General features: G+C 50.9%; 10 protein-coding genes and 1 pseudogene. 4 read left to right on the top strand and 7 right to left on the bottom strand.

Going from position 1 to position 12,456, the window contains the following annotated elements; translation table 11 throughout:
- Positions 1–100: 100 nt before the first annotated feature.
- A complete protein-coding gene (locus ACP5D4_RS08345; protein WP_428011169.1) occupies positions 101–3,562 on the top strand; it encodes a DEAD/DEAH box helicase family protein in 3,462 nt (1,153 codons plus the stop codon).
- A 215-nt stretch (positions 3,563–3,777) separates the two neighbouring features.
- On the opposite strand, the gene glnA is transcribed toward ACP5D4_RS08345, so the two are convergent.
- Complete coding sequence (gene glnA / locus ACP5D4_RS08340) at positions 3,778–5,199, bottom strand: type I glutamate--ammonia ligase (RefSeq protein WP_428011168.1); 1,422 nt, start codon at positions 5,197–5,199, stop codon at positions 3,778–3,780.
- A gap of 360 nt (positions 5,200–5,559) precedes the next feature.
- On the opposite strand from glnA, the gene apcB reads away from it, so the two are divergent.
- Positions 5,560–6,069 (top strand): allophycocyanin subunit beta, encoded by a 510-nt coding sequence (gene apcB / locus ACP5D4_RS08335; protein WP_428011167.1) that lies wholly within the window; start codon positions 5,560–5,562, stop codon positions 6,067–6,069.
- A 108-nt stretch (positions 6,070–6,177) separates the two neighbouring features.
- Here the strand turns inward: apcB and rsmA are convergent, their stop codons facing one another.
- Together rsmA and ACP5D4_RS08325 are read right to left on the bottom strand one after the other, a co-directional pair.
- Positions 6,178–7,005 (bottom strand): 16S rRNA (adenine(1518)-N(6)/adenine(1519)-N(6))-dimethyltransferase RsmA, encoded by an 828-nt coding sequence (gene rsmA, locus ACP5D4_RS08330; RefSeq protein WP_428011166.1) that lies wholly within the window; start codon positions 7,003–7,005, stop codon positions 6,178–6,180.
- 329 nt (positions 7,006–7,334) lie between these two features.
- Positions 7,335–8,999 carry a vWA domain-containing protein gene (locus ACP5D4_RS08325; RefSeq protein ID WP_428011165.1) on the bottom strand — a complete coding sequence of 555 codons (1,665 nt, stop codon included), beginning with the start codon at positions 8,997–8,999 and terminating at the stop codon, positions 7,335–7,337.
- Positions 9,000–9,160: 161 nt separating this feature from the next.
- Here ACP5D4_RS08325 and ACP5D4_RS08320 point away from each other — a divergent pair, with 161 nt between their 5' ends.
- Positions 9,161–10,000 carry an alpha/beta fold hydrolase gene (locus ACP5D4_RS08320; protein ID WP_428011164.1) on the top strand — a complete coding sequence of 280 codons (840 nt, stop codon included), beginning with the start codon at positions 9,161–9,163 and terminating at the stop codon, positions 9,998–10,000.
- 137 nt (positions 10,001–10,137) lie between these two features.
- On the opposite strand, the gene ACP5D4_RS08315 is transcribed toward ACP5D4_RS08320, so the two are convergent.
- The 3 genes from ACP5D4_RS08315 to ACP5D4_RS08305 all read right to left on the bottom strand — a co-directional run bounded on the left by ACP5D4_RS08315 (position 10,138) and on the right by ACP5D4_RS08305 (position 11,267).
- A complete protein-coding gene (locus tag ACP5D4_RS08315; protein WP_428011163.1) occupies positions 10,138–10,410 on the bottom strand; it encodes a TMEM165/GDT1 family protein in 273 nt (90 codons plus the stop codon).
- Between the two features lie 51 nt (positions 10,411–10,461).
- Positions 10,462–10,821: a TMEM165/GDT1 family protein gene (locus tag ACP5D4_RS08310; protein ID WP_428011162.1), complete on the bottom strand. Its 360-nt coding sequence runs from the start codon at positions 10,819–10,821 to the stop codon at positions 10,462–10,464.
- 74 nt (positions 10,822–10,895) lie between these two features.
- On the bottom strand, positions 10,896–11,267 hold the full coding sequence (locus ACP5D4_RS08305; RefSeq protein ID WP_428011161.1) for a YkgJ family cysteine cluster protein: 372 nt from the start codon (positions 11,265–11,267) through the stop codon (positions 10,896–10,898).
- Positions 11,268–11,514: 247 nt separating this feature from the next.
- Between ACP5D4_RS08305 and psb30 the strand changes: the two genes are divergently transcribed.
- Positions 11,515–11,634, top strand: coding sequence for a photosystem II reaction center protein Ycf12/Psb30 (gene psb30 / locus ACP5D4_RS08300; protein WP_017659726.1), 120 nt, complete (start codon positions 11,515–11,517; stop codon positions 11,632–11,634).
- Positions 11,635–11,965: 331 nt separating this feature from the next.
- On the opposite strand, the pseudogene ACP5D4_RS08295 reads toward psb30, so the two are convergent.
- Positions 11,966–12,456 (bottom strand): annotated as a pseudogene (locus ACP5D4_RS08295) (single-stranded-DNA-specific exonuclease RecJ); the annotation flags it as partial.

The raw sequence follows: 12,456 nt of genomic DNA, 5'->3' as shown, positions 1-12,456 counted from the left end.
ATGCAACCCTTGTTTATCCCCCCTCAGTCCCCCCTTGGGAAGGGGGGAGGTGGTTAAAAAGCGAGAAACTTAATACGATCGCCTACAACGATACATCGCTATGCAATCTTCAAATTTCGACTTTCTCCGCCAACCCTTCCCCGAACTCCACACCGCCGCCCTCCGCGCCGAAGGCAGCGCCAAAACTGACCCTCGCGCCGCCTGCTTTCACGCCCGTTTCACCCTCGAACAAGCGGTGAACTGGCTCTACGACAACGAACCCTATTTACAACTCCCCGCCAGCGACAACCTCGGCGCACTCATCCACGAACAGACGTTTCGCGAAAACCTCAACCCGCGCCAACTGTTCCAGAAAGTCCGACTCGTTCACAAACTCGGAAACCAAGCCGCCCACAACCCCGGCGACATTCCCCCAAAAACTGCCATCGTCGTCCTCCAAGAACTCCATCATTTCCTCTACTGGCTGGCGCGTTACTACAGTCCTAACGGGAAGAACTTAGGAAAACAACCCTTCAACCCCAACCTCCTCCCAGAGACATCAACCCAAACCCCGCAAACCCTCGCTCAACTGCAAACTCTCGAAACTGAACTGCAAGCGGAAACCGAACGCCGCCGCCAAGCCGAACGCCAGCGACTCGCGGATAAAGAAACGTATCAAGCCGAACTCCAACAACTCCAAGCGCAAATCGAGGCGCTGAAAACCGCCAACCAAGGCGAACCGGACAGCCACGACTACAGCCACACCCTCGACGAAGCGGAAACCCGTCGCCTCTACATTGACGTACTGCTTCGCGAAGCCGGACATGACCCCGATGCGCCCCACTGTCGGGAATATCCGGTGACGGGAATGCCGAAATCGACTAATCCCAGCGATCGCGGTTCTGTCGATTTCGTTCTTTGGGACGATAACGGTTTACCTCTGGCGGTGGTGGAAGCTAAGCGAACCAGCAAAAGCGCCCAAGCGGGAAAAACGCAAGCTCGTCTCTACGCCGACTGTTTGGAAGCGGAAACGGGACAGAGACCCATTATTTTCTACAGTAACGGTCTCGAAACGCATCTCTGGGACGATCGCGGTGGAAGCCAAGGACAAGGCTATCCTCCTCGTAAAATTCAAGGCTTCCTTCGCAAAGACGAACTCAAACGCCTCATCGAACGTCGCCACAACCGCCGCCGCCTCAGTGATGTTGCAGCCAACGGCGACATCGCCGGACGACCCTATCAACAGGAAGCCATCCGCCGCGTTTGCGAGGTCTTTGAGGACAACCGCCGCAACGCCTTGCTCGTTATGGCCACGGGAACGGGAAAAACCCGCACTGCGATCGCTCTGGTAGACTTACTGATTCGCGCCAACTGGGTCAAGCGGGTTCTGTTTCTGGCCGATCGAACCGCCCTGCTGACTCAGGCGAAACGGGCGTTTAAGCGCCATCTCGACCACGCCACGATCGCCAATCTCTCCGATGGCGACGACCCGGAAGCCAAGGATATTGTCTTGGCCACCTATCCCACGATGTTCAACCGCATCGATAAAACCGACAGCGACGGCGAACGACCGTTTGGGGCGGGTTATTTCGATCTCGTCATCGTGGATGAAGCGCATCGCTCCGTTTACCGAAAATATAAGTTCCTGTTCGAGTATTTTGACAGCCTGCTGTTGGGACTCACCGCCACGCCCCGCAGCGAGATCGATCGAAACACCTTCAAGATTTTCGATCTCCAAGAAGACGATGACGGTCATTACGCCCCTACCTTCGCTTACGAACTCGGCGATGCAGTGGATGACGGCTATCTGGTTCCGCCGCGCACCCTGGACGTTCCGTTTAAATTCCTTCAAGACGGGATTCGCTACGACGACCTCAGCGACAGCGAACGAGACGAGTACGAAGAACGCCTCGCCGACCCGGAAACGGGGGAAATTCCCGATCTCGTGGATGCGAAAGCCCTCAATCGCTGGCTGTTCAACGACAACACCACCGATCTCGCGATTCAACTGTTGATGGAACGGGGGTTAAAAGTCGAAGGGGGCGATCGACTGGGGAAAACCATCGTCTTCGCCCGCAACCACAGACACGCCGAACACATCACGGAACGTTTCAACCGCAATTATCCTGAATATGGCGGAACTTTCGCCCAGGTCATCGACAGCCACGACAGTAAAGCCCAAAGTCTCCTCGACGATTTTTCTAGGGCGGACAAACAACCCACTATCGCCATCTCGGTCGATATGCTCGATACGGGGGTAGATGTACCGGAAGTGTCGAACTTGGTGTTTTTTAAACCTGTATACTCCCGCGTTAAGTACAATCAGATGGTCGGACGGGGAACGCGCCTCTGTCTGGATTTGTTCGCCCCTGGGGTACACAAGCGGGAGTTTTTGATTTTCGACCTCTATGGAAACGCTGAGTTTTTCCAGCAGGAGATTCCGCAAATCCACACTAAGCCTCAACCGAGTTTGACGACGCGATTGTTGCGAGAACGCCTCGATCTCAGTCAGCGGCTTCCGTCGGAGAGTTCTCTACGCCGACAGGTTCTCGACGAGTTGCACCAGCACGTTCGTCATATCGACTCGGACAACGTTCTCGTCCGTTCTCACCGCGAGGCGATCGATCCGTTCCGAAGTCGCGATCGCTGGGACAAACTCAGCCCGGAGGATTTGGAAACTCTCGCCGATCGATTGCTAACGCTTCCGAGTTCGCAACCGCCGGAAAGTCGCTTGACGAAAGATTTCGATTTACTCTGCTGTCAGTTACAACTGGCCATCGCCCAGGGAGAAACTCAGACGCGGGGATTTGTGAGTTTGCGCGATCGCCTGCGATCGATTCTCGATGGACTCACGGACAAAGCCAACATCAACCCGGTTCGCGAACAGCTCGATCGTATTGAGGACGCCCGAGACGAATCTTGGTGGATCAACGTCACTCCGGCGATGTTGGAAGCGTTGCGGCGCAACTTGCGCGATTTGGTTCGGTTTGTCGATCGCGATCGCCAGAACCTCGTTTATACCAATTTCAACGACGACGTGGGGGAGATCGAGGAAGTGGAAACGCCCCTGCAACCGACGGGATACAGTTTAGAGCAGTACAAGCGCAAGGTGACAGCCTTTATTCGCAATCGAGAAAACCACGTGGCGATCGCCAAACTCAAGCGCAACCTCCCCCTCACTGAAAGCGACCTCGACGCACTCGATGCGTTACTGTCGAGTCCGGAGGCGATGATGGCGATCGAAAGCCGCCAGCAGTTCGAGAGTCTCTACAAACCCGAGAAGAATTTAAAATGGTTTATCCGCGAAATTGTCGGTTTAGATCGCCAAGCCGCCCGCATCGCCTTCGAGCGGTATCTCGACGGTTCCCGCTTTAACGCCAATCAAATCAAGTTCGTCGAAACTGTTGTTGAATGGTTGACGCAGAACGGGGCGATCGATCCCGCTCAACTGTACGAACGGCCGTTTTCCAACTTTGCAGCGGACGGGGTAGACGGGCTGTTTGGGGAAGCCGATGCAAACGAACTGTTTTCGATCGTCGAGTCGATTAATGGGTCGATCGATGCGTACAGCGATATTGCGTGAACGACTTTCGTTTGAAGTGGCGATCGCTCCCCTTTCCAGAATTCTCAAAATTCCCACAGTCCCAAAAAACCCCGTAAAGTCCTGGGATATCAGAACTCTACGGGGAAAATTTTTGAATTTTTTGAGACGAGAGGAAGTGATATCGGAGGAAGTGATATCGGAGGAGATGAAGAGCCATCTCATCATCTCCTCACCTCATCATCCCATCATCACCGTTAGGCATCGTAATAGAGCATGAACTCGAACGGATGCGGACGCAGACGAATCGGGTTGACTTCGTTATCGAGTTTGTACGTGATGTAATTGTCGATGAAGTCTTCCGTGAACACGCCGCCTTCGGTGAGGAACTTGTGATCGTTGGCTAACGCACTCAGCGCACCTTCGAGAGAACCCGGCGTAGAGGGAATCTTGCTCAGTTCTTCGGGGCTGAGTTCGTAGATATCCACATCGAGGGGTTCGCCGGGGTGGATTTTGTTCTTAATCCCGTCGATACCTGCCATCAGCATGGCCGAGAAACCGAGGTATGGGTTAGAAGTCGCATCGGGACAACGGAACTCGATGCGTTTGGCTTTCGGGTTGCTTCCGGTAATGGGAATCCGAATCGACGCCGAACGGTTGCCTTGGGAGTAAGCCAAGTTAACCGGAGCCTCAAAGCCAGGAACCAGACGTTTGTAGGAGTTCAACGCAGGGTTGGTAAACGCCAACACAGACGGCGCGTGTTTCAGCAAGCCGCCGATGAAGTACAACGCCAAATCGCTGAGATCGGCGTAGTTGTTGCCGAAGAACAGCGGTTGTCCGTCTTTCCAGATGGACATATGGGTGTGCATCCCGCTGCCGTTGTCGTTAAAGACGGGTTTGGGCATGAACGTCGCCGTTTTGCCGTATTTACGGGCGACGTTTTTAATGACGTACTTGTAAGTCAGCGTGTTGTCAGCAGCCTGGATGAGTTCGGCAAAGCGCATCCCCAGTTCGCACTGTCCGGCGGTGCCGACTTCGTGGTGGTGCTTCTCGATGGGAACGCCGCAGTCCGCCATCGTCAGCAGCATTTCGCTGCGGAGGTTTTGCAGGGTGTCCGACGGTCCGACGGGGAAGTAACCGCGTTTGTAGCCGGTTTTGAAGCCGAGGTTGCCGCCTTCTTCGATGCGACCGGAGTTCCACAGACCTTCGCTGGAATCGACGTGGTAGTACCCTTCGTGTTCGTTTTGGTCGTAACGGATATCGTCGAACACGAAAAATTCCGGTTCCGGTCCGCAGTAGACGGTATCGCCGATTCCGGTAGATTTGAGGTATTCGAGGGCTTTACCGGCCACGGAACGGGGGTCGCGCTCGTACCATTCGCCCGTTCTGGGTTCTTTGATGGCACAGAGCATACTTAGGGTTGGCACTTCCATGAACGGATCGATCCAGGCCGTGGTGGCATCTGGAACCATTGCCATGTCGGAGGCGTTGATGGCTTTCCAACCCCGGATACTCGAACCGTCGAAGGCAACCCCCTCGGTAAAGGAGTCTTCTTCAATCAAGCTGCGATGAAACGTGCAGTGCTGCCAAATTCCGAACAAATCGACAAATTTCAAGTCGATGAGTTCGATATTTTCGTCTTGAATCATTCTCAAGACGTCTTGTGGCGTTTGAGGCATCTCTTAACTTCTCCCTAACTAATCCATGTGGTGCGGGGCGGCCGGTGTTGCTTTCTCCAGACAGTACGTATTGCACGCACGCGACGGCTCTGCCTTACGAGTACCTGAATCATCGTAGAGATAGGTGTTGTAAGAATTTGTAACTTTTTATACCAATTGGTCGTAAAAAATGATAAAGATCGCAATGCCGCCCTGGTGTGGGGAGGTCAGCGGCAAACTCGGCGCGATCGCTTGGTAACGGAGATCGGCAACGGCTGGGTATACACTATTGTTGCATCTTGTTGAGTTTCTAATCGTGCTGTGCGCGATTGGAGAATAATAGATCGAACTAGATCCGGTATTTAGAAGAAGAGGACTTTCATGCAAGACGCGATTACAACGCTGATTAAAAACTACGATTCGACGGGACGTTACTTCGATCGCGATGCGATCGATCGCCTGAAGTCTTATTTTGAGACGGGTACGGCACGGGTGCAAGCGGCCGCCGCCATCAACGGACAAGCGGCTGAAATCGTCAAGGAAGCGGGGTCTCGCTTGTTTGACGAACAGCCGGAACTGATTCGTCCGGGTGGAAGCGGCTATACGACTCGTCGCTATGCGGCCTGTCTGCGGGATATGGATTACTATCTCCGCTATGCCACTTATGCTTGGGTGGCTGGGGATACCGATGTTCTCGACGAGCGGGTTTTGGCCGGTTTGAGAGAAACTTACAACTCTCTCAATGTCGCCATCGGACCGACTGTCATCGGTATCGGCATCCTCAAAGACATCGTGAAAACGAAAGTGTCCGAAGCGGGTATCGAAGATACGTCGTTTATTGACGAACCGTTCGATCGCATGATTAGCGTTTTGGGCGAAAAAGATATTTAAGCGTCGGTGTAGGGGCGAACGAGGGTTCGTCCCTACGTTTTTCTCAATTTTTCGGTTAAGTTGGACGAGGTCGCCACCCCATATCAACTCTTAGGTTTTTACGATCGATTAAGATGGTTGTTGACTGGGTTTCACTTCGTTGCTTAAGGCAATCCAATCTTCAACACTTAACCGTTCGGCACGAACTTCTGGTTTGAGATTTCGCGTTTCAAAAAACTCGAATAACGGCTCTCGATCGACTAAACTTTTTAAGTTATTTCGCAACATTTTTCGTTTGTTAGAAAATCCCACTTTCACTAATGTTGACAGCCATTTGGGATTTTCCGCCGGATTTGAAATCTCCCGTGGCGTAATTTTTACTACGGCGGATTCTACCTTCGGCGGCGGGTAGAAGGCTTTTCGGGGAACGGAACAGACGATTTCGCAGTCGGCGAGATACTGCACCCGCACCGACAGCGCACCGAAGGCTTTTGAACCGGGTTTGGCGCAGAGTCGATCGCCGACTTCTTTTTGGACTAGCAAGACGATCGCATCGTAAGGGTTCGGATTCGGCGTCGCAATCTTTCCGAGAAGTTTTTCTAAAATTGGGCCGGTGATATTATATGGAATGTTGGCGACGACTTTATTTTGATGGTGAAATATCTCTGGCGCCTCTTTTAACGCCTCCGGTAAATCTAAGGCTAAGAAATCTCCTTGTAATAATAGAAAGTTTTCGATATCGCCGAATTTTTTGACCAGCTTTCGGCATAAGTCGCGATCGAGTTCCACCGCCACTAGAGACTTCACTTCGGGGAACAGTCGCCGCGTCAACACGCCTTGTCCCGGCCCGATTTCTAATACGCGATCGCCCTTTGACAATTCGGCGGCTTCGACGATTTTGTTGAGTACGGCATCGCTACGAAGCCAATGTTGAGCGAATCGCTTTCTAGGTCTCATCAATAAAACTGTTTGATACAAATGCAATCTTTTATTATTGCATATTTTTTATGCGATCGATGCAGATCTTCCTGTATGTTGATTAAAAAATCAATACAGTAGGCACAATCCAATTATCTTAGAATACGATTAGAATATCATGAAAATTCCCAAAAATCAAGTTTAAACTTCGCCGCGAGCGACCAAAAAGTTAATTTTTAATTTTTTTTAATAAAAGCTTGAATATAGTTGTATTATACGATTTCCTGTTTTTTTGTCAAGAAGGTAGGCCGGGAAATTCCAGGTTTCAGATCTTCGATATTTTAAAATTCCCCGGTTTCTAGAGTTCTCTATTCACCGTCTTCCGAAGCGGCGGATTCTGCTAAAATCTGCGCTTGTTCCACTAAACGCATAAATTCGGTGCGATAGCCTTCTGCATCTTCGCCTCGGGAATTGCGGGCTAAGTCTAAGGTTTGTTCCCAAGTGGCATCGCCTTTGTAACTCGAATCCCGTAACAACAGTCCGAATTCTGCCACCGATGCGGCGAAGCGAAAATCGTCGGAGGTGGCGTCGAGGCGAACTCCTTTGTCGAGAAGCGGTTGGGTAATTAACTCCGATGTGTCGCCGTCGGGTTCTTTATACCGCAATTTCACTAACATCAACTCGTCGCTGTCGGCGGCTTGCGGCGAAACTTCCGTATCTTGATATCTCAAATCATCGACATCGGGAAGGTTGACATCGGTTTCTGCCCCCACGGGAATCACTTCGTATAAGGCTGTAACGGAATGCCCCGCCCCCAATTCTCCGGCGTCTTTGGTATCGTCGTTGAAGTCGCGATCGCTCAACAGGCGGTTTTCGTAGCCGATTAATCGATACGCCAAGACTTTGCTGGGGTTGAATTCCACTTGAATTTTCACGTCTTTGGCGATCGTCAGCAGGGTTCCCCCAATTTCGGTGACTAACACCTTCTTGGCTTCTAGCAAACTGTCGATATAGGCGTAATTTCCGTTGCCGTGGTTCGCCATTTGTTCCATTTTGGCATCTTGCAGGTTGCCCGTTCCGAAGCCTAAAACTGTTAAAAAGATGCCGTTGTCTCGCTTGTTTTCCACCAAACGCACTAACGCCCCTTCGCTGGAAACGCCGACGTTGAAATCGCCGTCGGTGGCGAGAATCACGCGGTTGTTGCCGTTTTCGATAAAGTTCTGTTGGGCGAGTTCGTAGGCTTGTTCGATCCCTTCGCCGCCTGCGGTGGAACCTCCGGCTTGTAATTTGTCTAAAGCATTGAGGATGGTGTCTTTTTCGCTTCCGGGGGTGGGCGGAAGAACGACACCCGCCGCCCCGGCGTAGACAACGATCGATACGCTGTCGGATTCGTCGAGTTCGTTGACGAGGAGGCGAAAGGCGGATTTGAGTAAGGGGAGTTTGTCGGGTTGTTCCATGGAACCGGAGACGTCGAAGAGGAAGACGAGGTTACTTGGGGGGAGGTTTTCGGTGTTGACGTCTCGCCCTTGTAAGCCGATGCTGACGAGTTTGTGGCTGCGATTCCAGGGGGCTTCGGAGATTTCGGTGGAAATGGCAAAGGGAACGTCGCCTTCGGGTTGGGGGTAATTGTAGGAAAAATAGTTAATCAGTTCTTCAATGCGAACGGCGTCTTTGGGGGGGAGTTGCCCCATTTCCAAAAATCGGCGAACGTTACTGTAGGAGGCGCGATCGACATCGATGGCAAAGGTTGAAAGGGGTTGCGATCGCACCAGTTGGAAATCGTTTTCTTCGATGGGGTTGTAATCTTCCCGGTTGAAGTCTTCCTGGTTGTAATCTTCCTGGTTGAACGCTTCGGTTTGGGCGATGGGGGCTTCTGGGGCGGCTTCCCCGGCTTCGCGGGTGGTGGTAGTGTCGTAAGCGGTGGTTTCGCGACGTTCGAGAACCTCTTGTTCGGTTTGCGCCCCGCAACCGAGGAGACTCTGTAAGACGACGATCGCACTCAAGATAACGATAGGTTTGAAACGGGTATACATCGCGGCTGAACCTCCGGTTGCGATCGCCTCCACGCCAACGCTAACACGGGAATTTATCAACTGTCTCGACGGTTACGGTTTGTGAAACCGCGAAAATCTCAGGGGCGATGGCCTGCGGTAAAATCGAACTCTAGACCAATTCTCTACGCGATCGAACCACCATGCCTTATATCGGAGTGCGCGGCGTCGAACATTACTATGAATGGATTCCCGACTCCTCTCCGTCTGGAAACAAACCCGTGTTGGTGTTTTTACATGGTTGGGCGGGTTCGGCGAGATATTGGCGTTCGACGGCGGCGGCGTTGGGAGATCGCTTCGACTGTTTGCTTTACGATATGCGAGGATTCGGGCGTTCTCGGCTTCCGAAATCCGTGAGTCTGGATTATGAATTGGAAACTTACGCTGACGATTTGGCGGTGTTTTTGGACGAAATGGGGATCGATCGCGTTTCGCTGAACGCCCATTCGATGGGGGCGTCGATCGCGACTTTATTTCTCAATCGTTACCCGGAACGGATCGATCGTGCCATTCTCACCTGTAGCGGCATTTTTGAATATAACGAAAAGGAATTTACGACGTTCCACAAATTCGGAAAACTCGTCGTTCAGTTTCGTCCCAAATGGCTGGCGTCGATTCCTTTAATGGATCGAATTTTTATGGCACGTTTCCTGAAACGGGAGATTCCCTCGACAGAACGTCGGGCGTTTTTAGCGGATTTCTTAATGGCAGATTACGAGGCGGCTTTGGGAACGATTTATACTTCAGTGAGTCAAAAAGCGGCTGAAACGATGCCCGGTGAATTTTCTCAGGTTCGGGTTCCAACGCTGTTGGTTTCGGGGGAATTCGACCAAATTATCCCGGCTAAAATGGGACAAGCAGCGGTTGAGAAAAACGAAAGTAAAATTATTCAATACGCGATGCTTCCCAATACGGCGCATTTTCCCATGTTGGAAGATGCCCCGAATTATTTAAAAATCGTTCGCGAATTTCTTGAAGTTTAAGGGTTCAGGTTTAACGGTTGGCGATCAACTGCCAATTAAGGTTTTTCATAAACTGCCAGATCCCCGGCATCTTCGAGATGCCGGGGATCTTATTAGATGCCAGGGATCTTATTAAGTGAAGTCAACACTCACAATGCCTAATCGTGTTTCCACAACAACCGCAAAGCAATCAAGGCAAATCCAAACGCGGCAAAGCCTTTAAGAAGCTGTGTTGGAAGGAGTTGCGCGACGCCTTCCCCCGCGAGAACGCCTAAAAAACTCGCCAAAAGTAACGCCCCCGCAGTGCCAAAAAAGACGGCTTGAGGGGATTTAGAACTTCCGCTGAGGGCGATGGCTGCCAGTTGGCTTTTATCGCCAAGTTCGGAAATAAAAACCGCGAAAAACGTTAATCCTAGTAAGTTAAAATCCATGTTGTCAATCGAACGTTACGGCTGAAAAGTCTTCTCAAATTTTTGTAAAATTTAGGTGTAGATGGTTTCACCTAAGAGTAAAATGGAAATGAAAATGAGGAGAACGGCGGCGAGGGTTTCGATCGTCTCTTCCGAGACGCGATTGGCTAACCAACGACCGAGAAGAACGCCGATTAAACTGGTGAGGACGAGGGCGGAACCCGCACCGAGAAACACTACCCAAGGGGATTTCGATTCCGCTGTCATTAACAATGTGGTGAGTTGGGTTTTATCCCCCATTTCGGCGAGAAAAATGGTGAAGAAGGTGGAACCGAAGACGGTCACAGCCGATCGCGGAATTCCATTTTTCGGCGTTTCGGGGGATTGGGGGGTGTCGGTGGTGGGTTCTGGGGTGGAAGTCGAGGTTTTCACGGGTGATGGCTGCGATCGAAAACTTCAAGTGTTGTTACACTTTCTGTAATTTTACAAGAGTTGGGGAATTTAGCTTAGCGGGGGCGCAGGATGCGAGGGGTTCCTACGGCGCGATCGAACTTTAACCGTTCTAGGCTGCGATCGCCATAAATGTCGTCGATATGTTCCCGACAGCATTCGATGGCGAATTCGTTTAACTCTTCGCGATCGATTCCGTAGCGGCGTTGGTATTCCTCGGCGTCAACGCGACAAAATGCGGGCCGATCGTCGTAAATGCGACATTCGCGGGTGTCTCGATCGAAATTGCGACACCAACCGTCTGCTTCCACGAGGCTGAGATACTGTTGGAGTTCGTCAGCGGTAAGATAGTCTTCTAAATCCGGTCGTTCGTCCGGGGCGAGGTAGCAACAAGCGCCACATTGTTTGATACATTGCCAGGTAGCCACGCGATCGCTCTCCTAGGGTCGAAGGTCTATATCGAGCTTAGCGGGTTTTCGCCGTCCCTGTCGCGGCGGTTCCGGGGAACGAGAGACGAAATACTGGGAAAATCTGGGGGCGATCGGCTTATCTTTCGCTTTTTTGTATAGTTTTGTAAACTTTATTAAAATCCGACGGGGCTAAGCCAGTAAGATGTTAAACGGCATTTACAGCGATTTATAATTTAGCCCTGTTTCGTCCGATTGGGAGAACTCTATGGAAGCTTTAGCATCAATTAACTGGGAACCCATTATTCAATTAACGCTGGTGGGTCTGATCGTGGTCGCTGGTCCTTTGGTGGTTTTCGTTCTGGCCTTCCGAGGCGGCGACCTCTAAAACGGTCTTTACATTTATCGTTCTGTTCCTCCACCTTGGCTCGATCGACTTGTGCGATCGAGCTTTTTCAATTTTTTTTAATCGAAGTTTTATCGGTTGGGTTGAGTTTACGAAATCCAACGGAAGCCAGTTTAAAAAGCCAGTTTAAAATTCGTATAAAATCTGATTGAAAACCGGGTGTATCTCAAATTTGTAAAGATACAGAATTGAAATGCACCCTTAAAAACCGCTATTTTTATCTGTTTGCTTGCCGCCTAGATTTGAGGGTTTTATTTTGAATTCTCGGCTGTTTGTTGGATGTCAATCTAACGAGGTTTGACGGATTTTTTAACTAAACTCGCAATGCTTGCATTGCGGCTTTAATTAAGTCGAAAAACCGCTTTTGTCGAACGTTAACTATTTTCGCATCCTCGCGACTCGTTCCGAGTAACCCCGTTTCGCTACCCTGTCGAACCGCGAGAACTTGACCGCGATCGTTGCGAATTCGGAGTTCTTTTCCATCTGCGAGTTCGTACAAACCGCATTGATAAAGGCGATTTTGATAGTCAAATTTGGCAATTTTAGGCTGAGGTTGGGGCGCAGGCGGTTCGGTTTTTGAAGCGTCGGCACTGGCTTCTTCGGAAGGTAATTCTTCAAGAGTTAAATCTTCAGAAGTTAAATCTTCAGAAGTCGAATCTTCAGAGGTTAACTCTTCAGATTTCGGAAGTTCTGCGATCGCCTCTTCTTTTTGTAACTCTTCAGAAGTCGCCTCTTCAGAGGTTGAATCTGAGGTTAACTCTTCAGATTTCGGAAGTTCTGCGATCGCCTCTTCTTTTTGTAACT

Origin of the sequence: Baaleninema sp. (assembly GCF_049974805.1) — a bacterium.
Lineage (GTDB): Bacteria > Cyanobacteriota > Cyanobacteriia > Cyanobacteriales > Geitlerinemataceae > Baaleninema.
The sequence above is the reverse complement of the archived record's forward strand: the minus strand, read 5'-3'. Positions and strand labels throughout refer to the sequence as shown.